The sequence below is a fragment of the Pseudomonas sp. S9 genome (assembly GCF_000222125.1).
In the GTDB taxonomy this organism is placed as follows: domain Bacteria; phylum Pseudomonadota; class Gammaproteobacteria; order Pseudomonadales; family Pseudomonadaceae; genus Aquipseudomonas; species Aquipseudomonas segetis.
The window spans coordinates 120,478-137,518 of the sequence record NZ_AFFX01000001.1; the positions used below are offsets into that span (position 1 = coordinate 120,478).

The window sequence follows — 17,041 nt, forward strand, 5'->3', positions numbered from 1 at the left end:
CCACGGTTTTTCCCCTAGACTCGCTCAAACGGCTGGGATGTGCCTGACTGCTTGTGCGCGTCAGTTTCTGTGCGCGTCAGTTACTGGCCTGTGATCTTAGGCGTTATTATCGCCCGAGGATGTTCTGCTCCTCTGGGTTGGATACATAGCCACGCGCGACGTCAGATGAGTGTTGTCAATCTAGCTTTGAGGGAATCGGATGAGCATGCAGAACAAGCCGCAGATGGTTGATGCAGTGATGTTCTTCAGTGAACACGGTGGTGTCTGCAAGCAAATGTTCTTCACCGAGTTTGAAGCCCTGCTCGATGGCATGGTCAATATGCCCGAGTTCGCCGACCAGCAAGTGCGGGCGGCTTACTTGATGATCAATCCAAGGTTATTGATCCGTTCAGTGGTGTTCTTCTACCTCGATTTCGATGAAAAGGGGGCTCCCGATAACGGTTGGAATATCCCCTTGCAGCATTTGGCTGAAAAGTCCGGGCGAGGCCCCGACATGGGGGCTGGCCCGATTCGCTTGGCGTGTCGCAGCCAGTGCCCGGTGTCATGGCACCAGATGCACCTTTGGGACCCAAGCCTGGCGCCTGGGCAGAATGACCTGGTGACTTTGCGCGATACGGTCAAGGCCAATCAGTTGGGGCTGTTGATTGAGGATGACAGCGGCCAGTCGGTTGTTGCCGAGCGCTTGCAGATGGTCTCGGATGACAAATGGTACTCGCCTGATCCGGCGCTGGAAGAGGCGCAAAAGGTCGCAGAGAAGTTGAATCAGGAGCAGCGCCTGAAAGCTGCACAGCTGATCAAGCAGCAGCGCTTGCGTATCGGTAGCCTGAGTCTTCAGCACGAAGAAGAGCTGGCCAAACTCAAGTTGGCCAGCGAGAAACACCGAGAAGTCATCGAGGCCAAAATGGCCCTGGTGCAAAAAGCCCTGGCGCAGCAGAAGGAACTCAATGCTGATCTGAAACGGCAGTTGGCGGAACAAGCAGCCAGTTTTCAGTCATCACGGGAGAAGATGACCGAGCAACTGCGTACACTGCAAACCAATGGACGCAGTGAAATCGACCTGATGCGCGCGCAGTTCGACACTGAGATGCAGGCAAAGATTGCCTCGGCAGTGGTTGAGTACAAAGAGCAAATTGCCATTCGTGATGTCGAGCTTGCCTATCGTCAGGAGCTCGACGGCAAGCTCCAGCAGGAGATCGAGCGTCTCAACAGCGAACGCGAACAACTGACCGGACAAAGTGGCGACCAGATTCTTGAGCGCTTGTCGAACCTGGGCATGGTATTTGTGGTTTATCATCCTGGAGCCGGGCACTTGACCGTTGCCTTGCAAGATATTGCTCGCTACCAGGAAAACCCGCTTGCCTATGCCGCATCCAAATGTTTTGTCTCCGAAGAACAGTACAGGCAGTGGCTGGCACATTATCAACAGCCCGCCTGCGAAGCGTTGCTGGCCAATGGGCAGCGTTGCGCCATTCGTATTGATCGAGTCGATGCACCAAGCCGCTTCAAGCTCGGTGACTCCAATTGTTGCGCCCGTCACAAGGATGCCGAGCGCATGCGCACCCTGGGGTGATCGGCGTTGAAACTCCCCGAGTGGAGGCCGACAGCGCCCGTACAGCGGTTAAACCTGTATTGGCTGGCAAAAGCCGGGGGCGAAGTGGGGGGGGGGGGGGGGGGGGGGGGGGGGACGCCGGGGTCGAAGTGGCGGTGCTGCGCCTTGACCTGATTGATCAGCAGGTCAGCGGCAATAAATGGTTCAAGCTGGCGCCCTATATCGAGGCCGCGGCCAGGCAGGGCGCCCAGGGCCTCATCAGCCTGGGTGGCGCTCACTCCAATCACTTGCATGCCCTGGCTGCTGCGGGCAATCGCTTTGGCTTTCAAACCGTTGGCCTGCTGCGTGGCAATCCTCAGCTAACGCCTACCAGCGCTGAGCTCGAACAGTTGGGCATGGAGTTACACTGGCTTGGCTACGGCGGTTACCGTGGACGTAATTTGCCGGGTTTTTGGCAGCCCTGGCGTTCACGTTACCCGCAACTGCTACCGGTTCCGGAAGGCGGTGGTGGCTTGCTTGGCGCCCAAGGCTGCCAGCTTCTGGTCGAAATGGTACGCAGCCAGTTGGACCAGCTTGATTGGCCCGATTACCACGCTTGGTGGTTGGCGGTGGGGACTGGTACCACGCTGGCCGGACTGGTTCTGGCTGAAGCCGGGGCTCACCCGGTCTACGGTGCTCTAGCTGTTCCGGCAAGGCATGGCGCGCAGCTGCAGATTTCCAGTGTCTTGACCCAGGCGCAGCAGGCCGACCAGGGGTATCGCTTGCTTGATGCCGCGCGCGGCGGCTTTGCCAAAGTCGATACGCTGTTGCTGGATTTCATGCAGGCATGTGAAGCCGAGTCTGAGATGCTGTTCGAACCGCTCTACACCGCCAAGGCGCTACTGGCCTTGCGTGAGCAGGTCGAGCAGGGCGCGTTTCCTCGTGGAACGCGGCTGATATTCGTCCATACTGGCGGTTTGCAGGGGCGCGCTGCCGCCTTGGCTAAAGGCTTGTAACGGAACTGCCGCGACTAAGCTGTCTCTGATCATTACACTGTCCCTATATGTGGACTGTTTCAGTATCAGGGAATATGCGATGAATAAAATGATCATCCGTTTAGGTGCGGTTCTGTTCAGTGCGGGGGCCCTGGCAACCCAGGCGCAGGCAGCATCTTTTCAGCAATGCCTCGGCGACTTGCGCCCCAAGGCTGCGGCAAAGGGGGTTTCTGGCGCGACCTTCGACCGTTATACACAAGGCCTTGAGCCCGATATGAGCGTGCTCGAGCTGCTCAACTCACAACCTGAATTCAGCACTCCCATTTGGGATTACCTGGCTGCGCTGGTCGATCAGCAGCGCGTCGATGAAGGTCGCCAGATGCTGAAGTTGCACGCCGACACCCTGGCCAAGGTATCGCGCAGCTATGGCGTTGATCCGGCTACTGTGGTCGCGGTATGGGGTGTTGAGAGTGACTACGGGAAAACCTTTGGCAAGCGGCCATTGCTCACTTCGCTCGGCACCCTGTCATGTTACGGTCGGCGCCAGGCGTTCTTTCAAGGTGAGTTCTTTGCCACCCTGAAGCTGCTGCAATCCGGGGATATTCAGGCTCAGGAACTGAAAGGTTCATGGGCAGGCGCCTTTGGTCATACCCAATTCATGCCTTCGACCTATCAACGTATCGCCGTGGATGGCGACGGTGACGGTCGCCGCGACCTGGTGGCAAGCATCCCCGATGCGCTGGCCTCAACCGCCAACTACCTCAAGCGTTCAGGCTGGCGCACCGGCCAGCCTTGGGGGTATGAGGTCAAGCTGCCCGCAGGCTTCGATACCTCGGCAACGGGGCGCAAAAACAAACGTCCGCTCAAAGACTGGGTCGCCCGTGGCGTGGTCAAGGTCGATGGCTCGGCGATCACGCCAAGCGATACGCCAGCTGGTATCTTGCTGCCCGCAGGTGCCAAGGGGCCAGCATTTATTGTGATGCGCAACTTCGATGCGATCTATTCCTATAACGCGGCTGAAAGCTATGCATTGGCAATCGCGCATTTGTCCGACCGTTTACGCGGTGGTGACGAGATCGTGACGCCATGGCCAACCGATGACCCGGGCCTCAGTCGTATCGAGCGCAAGCAGTTGCAGGAGTTATTGCTTGCCCGTGGCTACGACATTGGCGAGTCGGACGGCTTGATCGGCACCAATACCCGCAAAGCCATTGTCGAGGAGCAAAAGCGCCTGGGATTGCAGCCCTATGATGGCCGCGCGGGCAAGAAGATCCTCAAGGCGATGCAGGCGCAATAAGGCGAGCCGGTTAATACTGATTCGCCTGACGGGCCTGACGGCTGATTTGGACCAGGCTGTGGTGGACAAGCTTCGCGTTGTCGCACCCTATGGCCTGTTAGCGGTAGGGCCTGAGTGTTTCTGGCCAGCTGTCGCTGACCAGGAATACCCGCTGTTGCTCCAGCCAATAGCCATCCGGGCTCTGTTCAAGGCGTACCAGCAATTGCGCATTGGTATTGGCTTCGAGCGTCGCGAACCAGATTTGCAGTTGGTCGTTGGGCCAATGGTCGGCGGGGCTGATTCGAGCTGGAGCCAGCCAGTCATGACGCGGCAGTATTTGCCAGCTGGCGCCTGGATATTGGGCAAGCAGTGCTGGCCAGTCGCGCTGATGCACCCAATTGCCACGCAAATGCTCGGGGTGAGCACCGGCAGGCGGCAGGCATCCCGCAGGCCAGGGATAGAACAAGTAACCGGCGACCCACATCGAGGCTTGTACCGCCTGGCTGTTTATCCCCTCCTGGGCCAGGGTGCTCAGCGCCTGTTCGGTTTTCGACAGCGGCAACTGGTGCTCGGCTATGTGGCTGAGTTTCAGGTCCAGCCGGTCACGGCTTCCCGGGCCGAGCCAGTGGTGATTGGCAGTGCCGCTGGTGTTTTGCTCGCCCAGATAGAGTTTTATCGCCAGCTCGAGATGGTGCAGGCCGTCGTCATCACGCAGAATCAAATCCAGTTCACCCAGGGTGTGCCCTTCGCGACGAATAGGCAGGTTGGCGGCAAGAATCTCGACATCAGGTGCCGAGTTCAGGGCAAATTGCCAGAGTCGTTCGTAATACAGTCCAAGCCTGCGTACCGAACGCTCGGCAAGCCAATGGCTGAGGCTTGAGCAATCATCGTCCAGTGTCAGTAGCCAGTGCGCCAGTTGTTGCGGCTCACGGCTCCAGCGGCTGGCCGCCAAAGGATGACGCTGGCGTGTCGGGGTCTGGCTCAGCAGCGGCGGGGCAAGTATGACCCACGCCAGGTCGCGCACTGCGGGCTGGCGCAAGCGCTGAGGCAGATCAGTCAGGGATCGAAACGGATTCATGCCACGAGCATAGCGTTATTTACCCGGTTGCAAGCAAGCGCTGTATCCTTGGCCGAGGTTGCAATCGAGGCAAATGCCCCCAATTAACCAGCAAGTGGTCGTTGTAGTGCCTCAGCTTTCCGTTGCCTGGAAACCCATGGTTAGCAGCGCAAGTTTGCTGCGCTTGCAGGCTTTCGACCATAATCTAACTCTTTAGAGATTCAGCCTGCGGGAGCACCATGGAGCAATTTCGGAATATCGGCATCATTGGTCGCCTCGGCAGCACGCAGGTGCTCGACACTATTCGTCGACTGAAGAAGTTTCTGCTCGACCGCCACACCCATGTGATTCTGGAAGATTCGATTGCTGAAGTCCTGCCGGGCCATGGCTTGCAGACCTCTTCGCGCAAGAACCTCGGGGAAATCTGTGACTTGGTGATTGTGGTCGGTGGCGACGGTAGCTTGTTGGGCGCTGCGCGGGCATTGGCGCGCCACAAGATTCCGGTACTTGGGGTCAACCGTGGCAGCCTGGGCTTTTTGACCGATATCCGCCCCGACGAGCTTGAAGTCAAGGTCGCCGAGGTGCTGGACGGCAATTACCTGACCGAAAACCGGTTTTTGCTCGAAACCGAAGTGCGGCGTAATGCTGAAGCCATCGGTCAGGGCGATGCGCTTAACGATGTGGTTTTGCATCCGGGCAAGTCGACGCGGATGATCGAGTTCGAGTTGTTTATCGACGGCCAGTTTGTTTGCAGCCAGAAAGCTGACGGCCTGATCGTCTCGACCCCGACCGGCTCCACGGCCTATGCCTTGTCTGCGGGCGGCCCGATCATGCATCCCAAGCTCGATGCAATAGTGATAGTGCCCATGTACCCGCATACCCTGTCGAGTCGCCCCATAGTGGTCGATGGCAACAGCGAGCTGAAAATTGTTGTGTCCAAGGACCTGCAGATTTACCCGCAGGTGTCCTGTGACGGGCAGAATCACTTTACCTGCGCGCCTGGTGATACCGTCACCATCCGCAAGAAACCGCAAAAGCTATGCCTGATTCATCCGCTTGACCATAACTATTACGAGGTCTGTCGCACCAAGCTAGGGTGGGGCAGCCGCCTTGGTGGTGGAGGCGAGTAAATGCGCCTGGACCCTGAGCGAAGTTACGACCTGATCGGCGATATCCATGGCTGTGCGCGGACCCTGGCACGCTTGCTGGATAAGCTGGGGTACCGGCAAGAGGCTGGCGTCTGGCGTCACCCGACACGCACGGCCATCTTCCTGGGTGACCTGGTTGACCGTGGCCCGCGAATTCGCGAAGCCGTCAACCTGGTGCGCGCCATGGTCGACGGCGGTTCTGCCGTGTGCATCATGGGCAACCATGAGTTTAATGCCCTGGCGTGGACGACACCGGCAAAGCCGGGCAGCGGTCGCCAGTTTGTTCGTGAGCATAACGCCCGCCATGCGCGCATGATCGCGGAAACCCTGGATAAATACCCACCCTCCCCAGCCGAGTGGCGGGAAACCCTTGAGTGGTTCTACCAGCTCCCCTTGTTTATCGATGCCGGGCGCTTTCGCGCCGTGCATGCCTGCTGGGATGACGAGTTGATCAATCCCTTGCGCGCGCAGTTCCCGGATGGGCGAATCAACCAGGCTTTCGTCAAGGCGGCGGCCGAGCATGGCAGCTTTGCCAATACCGCCTTCAACCGCTTGCTGCGCGGGACAGACATGCGCCTGCCGCACGGCATGACGCTGACCAGCGACGACGGTTTCACCCGCTCTTTCTTCCGCACCAAGTTTTGGGAAGAGAACCCGCAAACATACGGCGATATCGTGTTCCAGCCCGATGCGCTTCCCGAGTTGGCCGCGCAAACACCATTGACGGAAATGCAGAAGAACGAGCTGCTCAGATATGGCGCCGACCAGCCCCTATTATTTGTCGGCCACTATTGGCGCAGCGGCAAGCCTTCACCTATTCGCGCCAACCTGGCGTGCCTGGACTACAGCGCCGTGATGTATGGACGCTTGGTCGCTTATCGCCTGGACCAGGAGCATCGTTTGGATTCGAGTAAATTTGTCTGGGTCGAGGTTGAAAAGCCGGAGGCGCCGAAATGAGTCCCGTGGCGGTTCTACGTTTGCCAACACAAACCAATCTGAGCGGCTTTATCGCATTGTTGCAGCGCCTCAAGGTGCCGCACAGGGTGAGCGAGGAGGCCGGCGAGCAAGTGCTGTGGGTGCCGGGAGAGTCATTGGCCGAGCAGGTGCGTGAGCTCTACAGTCGTTACCCCGAGGGCAATGATGACGCGCCGCTTGAGGCCTCGGTTGTGCCGGGCGCGACTCGCCCCGGGTTCATCCAGCAAGCTAAAAGCAATCCCTTGACCTGTGCGGTGTTGCTGCTGACCTTTATCGTCGCGGCCATTACTCTGCTGGGCGACAACTTCTCGGCGATTCGCTGGTTGAGTTTTGTCGACTTCAAGATCCAGGGCGAGTACATCTATTTCGCCTCGGCCGAGCAAGGCTTGCAGGCAGGGCAGTGGTGGCGATTGATCACGCCCATGCTGATTCACTTCGGCTTTCTGCATCTGGCCATGAACAGCCTGTGGTATTGGGAATTGGGGCGGCGCATTGAGTCTTGCCAAGGAGCCCTGGCGTTATTTGGGTTGACCCTGGTATTCAGCCTGGCATCGAACGTGGCGCAATACAGCTTCTCCGGGCCGTCGCTCTTTGGTGGGCTGTCCGGCGTGCTCTACGGGTTATTGGGCCACTGCTGGATTTACCAGCGACTTGCGCCTAACCCTGCATATCGCCTGCCGCCTGGCGTGCTGGTGATGATGCTGGCCTGGTTGCTGATATGCATGACCGGCGTCTTTGAACTACTGCAATTTGGCTCCATCGCCAATGCCGCGCATGTCGGCGGGCTGGTGGCGGGTTGCCTGACTGGGTTGTGTGGTGGGTTGTGGCAGCGCGCCCGCCGTTAGCAGCCTGTTAAAATACTGGTTTTATCTGGAGGCGGGTTATGTCGTCGTTTTTGCAAACTATTGAAAACATCACCCCCGAAATCTACCAGAGCCTTAAGTTGGCGGTAGAAATTGGCAAATGGCCAGATGGTCGCAAGCTGACTCAAGAGCAAAAAGAGTTGAGCTTGCAGGCCCTGATTGCCTGGGAAATCAAAAACCTGCCGGAAGACCAGCGCATCGGCTACATGGGGCCACAGGAATGCAGCTCCAAGTCCGAGCCTGTACCGAACCTGTTGTTCAAGTCTTCCGATACCTTGCACTGAATTTGAGAGTGGCAGTTGTTAATGAATGAATTGGGGCGCGGTGCGCTGAGCAAAATGTCGGCGCGGTTGGAAAGCCCGGTGCAGTATTCGTTTCGTCTGGATGACCAGCTGATTGCAGTCAATCCGTTGATCGGCAAGACCGTGCGCCTGGAGTTTTTGGGTGCGATTCACTGCTGCCACTGCGGCCGCAAGACCAAGACCAGCTTTAGCCAGGGCTATTGTTATCCGTGCATGCAGAAGCTTGCCCAGTGCGATATTTGCATCATGAGTCCGGAGCGCTGCCACTATGACGCAGGCACTTGTCGTGAACCGAGTTGGGGTGAGCAGTTCTGCATGACTGACCATGTGGTCTATCTGGCCAATTCGTCCGGGGTAAAAGTGGGTATTACCCGGGCCACGCAAGTGCCGACCCGCTGGATCGACCAGGGCGCAACCCAGGCGTTGCCCATCATGCGGGTGGCAACGCGTCAGCAGTCCGGGTTTGTCGAAGACCTGCTGCGTAGCCAGGTAGCGGATAAAACCAACTGGCGTGCGCTGCTCAAGGGCGATGCCGCGCCAGTCGACCTGCTAAGCGTGCGCAATGAAATTCTCAGCGCCTGCGCCGAGGGCATGCAACAGTTGCAACAACGCTTTGGTATACAGGCGATCCAGCCGGTGAGTGACGCGCAAACGCTGGAAATCGGCTATCCGATTGAAGCCTATCCGCCAAAGATCACCAGCTTTAATCTGGATAAGAACCCCATCGCCGAAGGCACCTTGACCGGTATCAAGGGCCAGTATCTGTTGTTTGATACCGGTGTTATCAATATTCGCAAGTACACCGCCTATCAGTTGGCGGTGAGCAGCAACTGAGACTGCAGTCGATTCAAACCGTGCGAGGCTGGTTGTATCAACCCACGGCCTGACACAATTAATTTTTGCAAGGAATCGTCTCGCAGTAGTTTTTCAGCGATTCCCAAGCGGCTCAATCAAGAGAGGCGACCATGCGCACCGAACAACCGAAGATGATCTACCTCAAGGACTACAAGGCGCCGGATTACCTGATCGATGAAACGCACCTGACTTTCGAGCTGTTTGAAGACCACAGCCTGGTCCATGCTCAACTGGTTATGCGTCGTAATCCGGCATTGCGTCCCGATCTGCCAGCGCTGGAGCTCGATGGGCAAGAGCTTGAGTTGATCTCGATTGCGCTCAATGACCGCCAGCTTACGGCCGCGGACTATCAGCTGACGGATGTGTCGCTGACCTTGCATCCTGACAGCGCCAGTTTCGTGATCGATACCACGGTCAAGATCCACCCGGAAAGCAACACCGCGCTGGAGGGCTTGTACAAGTCCAGTGGCATGTTCTGTACCCAGTGCGAGGCCGAAGGTTTCCGCAAGATCACCTATTACCTCGACCGCCCGGATGTGATGAGCAAGTTCACCACCACCCTGAGCGCGCAGCAGCATGATTATCCGGTGCTGCTGTCCAACGGCAATCCTATTGCCAGTGGCAGCGAGGAGGACGGGCGTCACTGGGCGACCTGGGAAGATCCATTTATGAAGCCCGCATACCTCTTTGCCTTGGTCGCGGGTGACCTGTGGTGCATCGAAGATACCTTCACCACCATGAGCCAGCGTGAAGTAGCGCTGCGCATTTATGTCGAGCCAGAGAATGTCGACAAGTGCCAGCACGCGATGGACAGCTTGAAGAAGTCGATGCGCTGGGATGAACAAACCTATGGCCGTGAGTACGACCTCGACATCTTTATGATAGTGGCGGTCAACGACTTCAACATGGGGGCCATGGAAAACAAAGGGCTCAATATCTTCAACTCCAGCGCCGTGCTGGCACGAGCTGAAACCGCCACCGACGCCGCGCACCAGCGGGTTGAGGCGATTGTCGCCCACGAGTACTTCCACAACTGGTCGGGCAATCGCGTCACGTGCCGTGACTGGTTTCAGTTGTCGTTGAAGGAAGGCTTCACGGTATTTCGTGATTCGCAGTTCAGTGCCGATATGAACTCGGCCACGGTCAAGCGCATCGAGGACGTGGCCTACCTGCGCACCCACCAGTTTGCCGAAGATGCCGGTCCGCTGGCGCATTCGGTGCGCCCGGACGCCTTTATCGAAATCTCCAACTTCTACACCCTGACCGTTTATGAAAAAGGTTCAGAAGTGGTGCGCATGATTCGCACGCTGCTTGGTGCTGATAACTTCCGCAAGGGCAGTGACCTGTATTTCGAGCGTCATGATGGACAGGCTGTTACCTGTGATGACTTTATCAAGGCCATGGAAGATGCCAGCGGTGTCGACCTGACCCAGTTCAAGCGCTGGTACAGCCAAGCGGGCACACCGCGTCTGGCGGTCAGCGAGAGCTACGATGCAGCTAATAAGCGCTACAGCCTGTGCTTCAGGCAAAGCTGCCCGGCAACGCCAGGCCAAAGCGAAAAGCTGCCCTTTGTGATTCCTGTCGAGTTGGGGTTGCTGGATGCCCAGGGCCAGCCTTTGGCCTTGCAGCTTGAAGGCGAGCAGGGCGGTGCTGTTGCGCACAGCCGGGTATTTGCCATCGATCAAGCCGAGCAGACGCTGACATTCATCAATATTGCCGAGCAGCCGTTGCCATCGTTGCTGCGTGGCTTCTCGGCGCCCGTGAAGTTGAGTTCCCCCTCCAGCCGCGACCAACTGATGTTCCTGTGCAGCACGATGGCGACGGCTTCAATCGCTGGGAAGCTGGCCAGCAATTGTCGGTACAGGTGCTTCAGGAGCTGATCGCCCAGCAGCAAGCGGGCGAAGCGATGGTGATGGATCAGCGCTTGGTCAGCGCCCTGCGAACCGTGCTTGAAGATACGCAACTGGATCAAGCAATGGTTGCGGAAATGCTTTCGCTGCCAGGGGAGGCCTATCTCACCGAAATCAGTGAGGTGGCGGATGTGGAAGCCATTCACCAGGCCCGTGAATTTGCTCGCCTGCAGTTGGCCGAGGCGCTGCGGGATGCACTTTGGGCGCGCTACCAGGCCAATCGCGAGGTTTCGCGCAACAGCGAGTATGTTGCCGAGGCCGAGCACTTTGCCCGCCGTAGCTTGCAGAACATAGCCCTGTCGTACTTGATGCTCAATGCAACACCCGAGGTTCTGGGCGCTTGCATGGATCAGTTCGAGAACAGCGACAATATGACCGAGCAACTGACCGCGCTGGCGGTGCTGGTCAATTCGCCGTTTGCCGATGAGCGGGCCAAGGTGCTGGCAAGCTTTGCCGAGCACTTCAAGGATAATGCACTGGTCATGGATCAGTGGTTCAGTGTACAGGCAGCCTGTGGTTTGCCCGGTGGCCTGGAGCGGGTTAAAGCGCTTATGGAGCACCCTGCATTTACCCTGAAGAACCCGAACAAGGTCCGGGCCCTGATCGGGGCGTTTGCTGGCCAGAACCTGATCAATTTCCACAAGGCCGATGGCAGCGGTTATCGCTTCCTGGCTGACCAGGTCATTACCCTCAATGCGCTAAATCCACAGATTGCTTCACGGCTGCTGGCCCCGCTGACCCGCTGGCGCAAATATGCGCCTGCGCGCCAGGCGCAGATGAAGTCCGAGCTGGAGCGGATTGTGGCCTCTGGCGACCTGTCGAGCGATGTGTTCGAGGTGGTTAGCAAGAGCCTTGCATAAACCTTGAATCAGCACCTTCCAGCAAGCCCGGTCTAGAGCAATTCTGACCGGGAAAATACCCTGCTTGCAGGGTATTGGATGAGTCAACCTGAAGTGTTACCGGCGTAGGCTGGTAACACTTTTTTGTTACTCAAAGGAATGAAAATCCCACCTTTTAGATCTGAAGGCTAATAAAACGGCTTTTTATGGATTTTTCCAGAGGATCTGTCTTTTTTGTCCGGTGCGTCTAGATCGGTGCTTTAGTGACTATTCGGGCCATATTGTAGGACATGGCTGAAAAGTACCGCCTTAAATCTGACGTTTTTAAGCGTGGTTATAGAGTCACGAATCGAAACAGCTGTGCAAAGTGCTTTTAAATAATACGACTGTTTGAATTGGCATCATGGTTGCACTGCTTCTGAAGATTGAGCCTCGCAAGGGAGCTTTCCTCAATCGTGGGCGTGAAACCACGGGGGATTATGTTTTTCGGTTTTACCAAAAGTCGTCATCAGTACGGCTGAACCGCGTCCTAGATAGGCGCAATAAAAAGAATGATCTGCCAGGAGTAATTTTCGATGGGTATCAAGTCTCGCCATCCACGGGTGTGTTTTGCACCAGTGAAGGCTGGTTTTGCGTTTGCCGGAATTCTACCGCTGCTTGTGGCTGCTCAAGCCCAGGCTGTCGAATTCAGTTTTGCCGATAACGAAATCAATGGTTCCATCGACACCACCGTGTCCTACGGCCAGTTGTGGCGTGTCCAGGGCCAGGACAGGAGCAACGACGATATCAACGGCAACGACGGTAACCGTAACTTCGATACCGGTCTGGTTTCGGAGGTCTATAAAGTCACCTCGGATCTCGGCGCGACCTACAAGAACTACGGCATGTTTGTCCGTGGCAGTGCCTTCTACGACACCCAGATCATGGATAAGCGCAACGACTTCTACGATGCCAGCGGTCCGGCGCAGCCAAGCCAGAGCTTTCCACGCGACAATAGCTTTACCTACGAGACGCGGCACAAGGCCGGTCGTGACGCGCAGATCCTCGATGCCTACGTCTATGGTGATTGGGACGTCGCCGATATGCCGGTGACTGCGCGTCTGGGCAAGCAGGTATTCAACTGGGGTGAGGCCCTGTTCTATCGCGGTGGTATCAACACCACCAACCCGGTCGATGCGGCTAAGTTCCGCTTGCCAGGCGCGGAGTTGAAGGAAGTGCTGGTGCCGGTCGAGGCGCTTAACTTCAGCGTTGGCCTGACTGACAACCTGTCGCTTGAGTCCTTCTACCAGTTCAACTGGAAGGAAACCGCGATTGACCCAGTCGGCACCTTCTACTCCGAGACAGACCTCTTTGCCGATGGCGGCAATACTGCCTACAGCACGCAGTCTGCCCTGGCGCCGGTACGCGGCCTTTATCAGCAGTTGAGCGCGGGTAACTTTGCCGGTTTGCAGGGCAATGACTACTTCGATCAAAACGGCGTGATCAAGGTGGCCAACATTGGCTCCGACATCAATGCCAGGAACGATGGTCAGTTTGGTGCTGCACTGCGCTACATCGCTGAAGATTTCAACAGCACCGAATTCGGTTTCTACTTCGTCAACTATCACTCGAAGGAACCGCTGATCAATGCTGACCTGAACAGCAGCTACGCAGGCCTGAACATCGATCAGTTGGCGGGCCTGGGTGGTTTTGCCAGCTATGACGACCTGCAGGCAGCGGCTGCCAGCGGTAATGCCGGTGCCGGGCAAATCCTGGGCCTGGTCAATGGCGCAGCGGCGGTGGATGTGGCCAACCAGGTCAATGCCCGTCGTGAGTATGTTGAAGATATCCGCATGTACGGCATGAGCTTCAACACCACTGTGGGTCTGGCTTCGGTGTTCGGTGAGCTGTCCTATCGTCCGAACCTGCCGATCGGTATCTCGACCACCAACGACCTGCTCGGTGACTTGCTGACGCAAGCGGCGCCTTTGGCCGGCGGCGACAAGATTAACATCGCCGGGCAGCAGGTTGGCCTGGAAGACGAGATCCACAACTATGAGCGCGTTGAAGCCTTCAACGCCTCGCTTGGGACCATCTATAACTTCGGCCCTTCACTGGGTTTCGACTCGCTGTTTGGCGTGGCCGAGCTTGCGTCCGAGCACCTGCGTGGGAGTGACCTGCAATACACCGCCCGTGACGGTTCGACCCGCTACTACTCCGGACGCGGTAATAGCGCCTATATCGATGACAATGATCGTAACGACCAGGTCAACAAGAATGCCTATGGCTACACCATGGTCCTCTCTGGCACCTGGAACGATGTCTATGCGGGTGTGAACCTGTCGCCCTACGTGGTTTACCGCGAAGACTTCGAAGGTAACTCCTACCAGACCGGCAACTTTATCGAAGGTCGCAAGGCTTACACGCTGGGCGTCAAGGCCAATTACCTGAACAGCCTGGAAGCGGAGCTTGCCTACACCGAGTTCTACGGTGCCGGCGGCAACAACTCCTCGCGCGACCGCGACAACATTGGTCTCAACGTCAAGTACTCGTTCTGATAGCCGAGCCAGTTGCCGTGCCCAGCAGCAGGGCAACTGTGGTTCCAAAGACAACTGAACTGGGCGTCAATCGGCGCCCGGAGGAGAAATAGGATGCTGAACAAGCACAAATTGATCGGTACCGCGATTGCTCTGGTGTTATTCACCGGCAACGCGCTGGCGGCCGTTTCAGCCGAAGAAGCAGCAAAGCTGGGCACTACTCTGACCCCCTTTGGTGCTGAGAAAGCCGGCAATGCGGCTGGCACTATTCCCGCCTGGACCGGTGGTATCACCAAGGTACCGGCTGACTACAAGGGGCCGGGCCAGCACCACCCAGACCCATTTGCGGCAGACAAACCGCTGTTCACTATTACCAAGGCCAACCTGGACCAGTACAAGGCTAACCTGACCCCAGGCCAGATTGCCTTGTTCAACACCTATCCAGACACCTACCAGATGCCGGTTTACCAGACGCGTCGTTCGGGTTCTGCGCCGCAGTGGGTGTATGACAATACGCGCAAGAACGCAACCACGGCCAAGCTGCTCGATGGTGGTAATGGCTTTGCCGATGCTTATGGCGGCATTCCGTTTCCGATCCCGCAGAACGGTGTCGAGGCCTTGTGGAACCACATCGCCCGCTATCGCGGCACCTATATCGTGCGTCGCGCCTCGGAAGTCGCGGTACAGCGCAACGGCAGCTATTCCCTGGTGACCTCCCAGCAGGAAGCCCTGTTCAAGTACTACGACCCTAAAGGTTCGTTCGCTGACCTGAACAACATCATGTTCTATTACCTGTCCTTCACCAAAAGCCCGGCGCGCCTGGCCGGTGGCGCGGTGTTGGTCCACGAGACTCTCGACCAGGTCAAGGAACAGCGTCAGGCCTGGGGCTACAACGCCGGACAGCGTCGCGTGCGTCGTGCACCGAACCTTGCCTATGACACTCCCATCGCGGCGGCTGACGGCCTGCGAACCGCCGATGACACCGACATGTTCAACGGTGCGCCTTATCGCTATGACTGGAAGGTGCTGGGTAAAAAGGAAATCTATATTCCTTACAACAACTATAAAGTCACCAGTCCAGACGTGAAATACGATGATCTGCTCAAAGAAGGGCATCTCAACCCGGCTTACACACGCAATGAATTGCACCGTGTATGGGTGGTCGAGGGCACGCTGAAGAGCAGTGCGCGGCATATCTACTCCAAGCGTACCCTGTACCTTGATGAAGATAGCTGGCAGGCAGCAGTGGTTGATCAATACGACGGCCGTGGCGAGTTGTGGCGCGTGTCGATTGCCTACCTGAAGAACTATTACGAGTTGCCGACCACCTGGTCTGCGCTGGATGTGTTCCACGACCTGCAGGCGCGTCGTTACTACGTGCAGAACCTGGACAACGAAGAGTCGACCACTATCGACTTCAGCCAGCCAGTTCCAGACGATGGTTATTTCAAACCCGCGGCCCTGCGCCGTCGTGGCACACGTTGATTCTCGTGTAGTCTTGCTCAAAAGCCGCTACAGTCGTAGCGGCTTTTGTGTATTAGTGAAACCTATAGAGCGTCAATCACGCGGGTTTGCTTTAACAAAACATAACGTCATGCCGATTGTCAGGGCCTTCTAAAGCTAAGTAGCATAGGCAAACTGCTATATGCAGGAACTATAAAAATAAAAGGGGGAAGGTTTATGAGTGAGCCCGTAATGCGGCGCACCTTGTCCGGTGGTCTAGCGAGATCCAGTCGCACACCGGTGTCGCGCATCTATTCGCCGCTGGGCAAAGCGCTCTCGCTGTGCAGTGTGCTGTCAATCCTAGCGTTTACTGTTGCGCCACTTACTGTGCAGGCCGCCGAGCCCGCCAGCCTCTATTCCATCATGTCCGAGCGAGCGCAAAGCTCGTTGCTGCTCGATATCACGGCCGCCGGCAAGCGCTTGGTAGCCGTTGGTGATCGCGGCCATATCCTGTATTCCGACGACAATGGTTCCACCTGGACCCAGGGCAAGGTTCCCACGCGTCAATTGCTCACCGCTGTCTATTTTGTCGATGACAAGCACGGTTGGGCTGTTGGCCATGACGCGCAAATCCTGGCAACGACCGATGGTGGCCAGACCTGGGTCAAGCAGTTCGAGGACCTGTCACGCGAGGCCCCACTGCTGGATATCTGGTTCAAGGACGATGCCAAGACGGGGTTTGCGGTCGGCGCCTATGGCGCTTTGCTGGAGACAACCGATGGCGGTGCCAATTGGGAAGATGTCAGCGACCGGATGAACAACGAGGATGGCTATCACCTGAACTCGATCATCGCGGTAAAAGACTCCGGTTTGTTCGTGGTCGGTGAGTTGGGCGTAATGTTTCGCTCGGCTGACTGGGGCCAGACCTGGGAAACCGTAGAAAGTCCCTACGACGGTTCGCTGTTCGGTGCCGTGGCGACCAAAGAACCAGCCACCTTGTTGGTCTACGGTCTGCGCGGTCACTTGTTCCGCTCCAGCGACTTTGGCGACACTTGGCAACAAATCGAGATCAATACCCCCAATAACGGTCCTCTGGAGTTCGGCCTGGCCGATGGTGAGCTACTGGCCGATGGCTCGATCGTGGTGGTTGGGCATGGCGGCACCGTACTGAAAAGCACGGATGATGGCCGCAATTTCAGTTTAGTAAATCGCGCTGATCGGGTTTCCCTGAGCAGTGCTGCAACTACGGATAACGGCAAGCTGATTCTGGTCGGGCAAGGCGGTGTACACGTCGCTTCGCCAACAGGCGCCGATCTGGGCCAACAATAATAAGC

The 17,041-nt window shown here is 57.2% G+C and carries 11 protein-coding genes and 2 pseudogenes; 12 read left to right on the forward strand and 1 reads right to left on the reverse strand.

Annotated elements, in window-relative coordinates:
• Nucleotides 1-199 precede the first annotated feature (199 nt).
• The 3 genes and pseudogenes from PSES9_RS0100660 to PSES9_RS0100670 all read left to right on the forward strand — a co-directional run bounded on the left by PSES9_RS0100660 (nt 200) and on the right by PSES9_RS0100670 (nt 3,820).
• Nucleotides 200-1,570, forward strand: a complete 1,371-nt coding sequence (locus PSES9_RS0100660; RefSeq protein ID WP_010483033.1) for a chromosome segregation ATPase — start codon at nt 200-202, stop codon at nt 1,568-1,570.
• Between the two features lie 6 nt (nt 1,571-1,576).
• A pseudogene (locus tag PSES9_RS22845) lies at nt 1,577-2,544 on the forward strand (1-aminocyclopropane-1-carboxylate deaminase/D-cysteine desulfhydrase).
• Between the two features lie 79 nt (nt 2,545-2,623).
• Nucleotides 2,624-3,820, forward strand: coding sequence for a lytic murein transglycosylase (locus PSES9_RS0100670; RefSeq protein WP_010483038.1), 1,197 nt, complete (start codon nt 2,624-2,626; stop codon nt 3,818-3,820).
• 97 nt (nt 3,821-3,917) lie between these two features.
• Here PSES9_RS0100670 and PSES9_RS0100675 read toward each other — a convergent pair whose 3' ends face one another.
• On the reverse strand, nt 3,918-4,877 hold the full coding sequence (locus PSES9_RS0100675; RefSeq protein WP_010483040.1) for a DUF1853 family protein: 960 nt from the start codon (nt 4,875-4,877) through the stop codon (nt 3,918-3,920).
• 218 nt (nt 4,878-5,095) lie between these two features.
• Here PSES9_RS0100675 and PSES9_RS0100680 point away from each other — a divergent pair, with 218 nt between their 5' ends.
• The 9 genes and pseudogenes from PSES9_RS0100680 (at nt 5,096) to PSES9_RS0100720 (ending at nt 17,036) form a co-directional block, all read left to right on the forward strand.
• Nucleotides 5,096-5,986: an NAD(+) kinase gene (locus PSES9_RS0100680; protein ID WP_010483042.1), complete on the forward strand. Its 891-nt coding sequence runs from the start codon at nt 5,096-5,098 to the stop codon at nt 5,984-5,986.
• Nucleotides 5,987-6,961 carry a metallophosphoesterase gene (locus PSES9_RS0100685; RefSeq protein ID WP_010483044.1) on the forward strand — a complete coding sequence of 325 codons (975 nt, stop codon included), beginning with the start codon at nt 5,987-5,989 and terminating at the stop codon, nt 6,959-6,961.
• Nucleotides 6,958-7,824 (forward strand): rhomboid family intramembrane serine protease, encoded by an 867-nt coding sequence (locus tag PSES9_RS0100690; RefSeq protein ID WP_010483046.1) that lies wholly within the window; start codon nt 6,958-6,960, stop codon nt 7,822-7,824. The genes PSES9_RS0100685 and PSES9_RS0100690 overlap by 4 nt, the downstream gene beginning before the upstream one ends.
• A gap of 38 nt (nt 7,825-7,862) precedes the next feature.
• Nucleotides 7,863-8,126: a YeaC family protein gene (locus PSES9_RS0100695; RefSeq protein ID WP_010483048.1), complete on the forward strand. Its 264-nt coding sequence runs from the start codon at nt 7,863-7,865 to the stop codon at nt 8,124-8,126.
• A 21-nt stretch (nt 8,127-8,147) separates the two neighbouring features.
• The gene (locus PSES9_RS0100700; protein WP_010483050.1) at nt 8,148-8,978 is read left to right on the forward strand and encodes a DUF2797 domain-containing protein; all 831 of its coding nucleotides are present in this window, start codon (nt 8,148-8,150) and stop codon (nt 8,976-8,978) included.
• 131 nt (nt 8,979-9,109) lie between these two features.
• A pseudogene (pepN, locus tag PSES9_RS22850) lies at nt 9,110-11,769 on the forward strand (aminopeptidase N).
• A 554-nt stretch (nt 11,770-12,323) separates the two neighbouring features.
• Nucleotides 12,324-14,285: a DUF1302 domain-containing protein gene (locus tag PSES9_RS0100710; protein WP_010483056.1), complete on the forward strand. Its 1,962-nt coding sequence runs from the start codon at nt 12,324-12,326 to the stop codon at nt 14,283-14,285.
• 93 nt (nt 14,286-14,378) lie between these two features.
• Complete coding sequence (locus PSES9_RS0100715) at nt 14,379-15,749, forward strand: DUF1329 domain-containing protein (protein ID WP_010483058.1); 1,371 nt, start codon at nt 14,379-14,381, stop codon at nt 15,747-15,749.
• Between the two features lie 195 nt (nt 15,750-15,944).
• The gene (locus tag PSES9_RS0100720; RefSeq protein WP_177313031.1) at nt 15,945-17,036 is read left to right on the forward strand and encodes a WD40/YVTN/BNR-like repeat-containing protein; all 1,092 of its coding nucleotides are present in this window, start codon (nt 15,945-15,947) and stop codon (nt 17,034-17,036) included.
• Nucleotides 17,037-17,041: the final 5 nt, after the last annotated feature.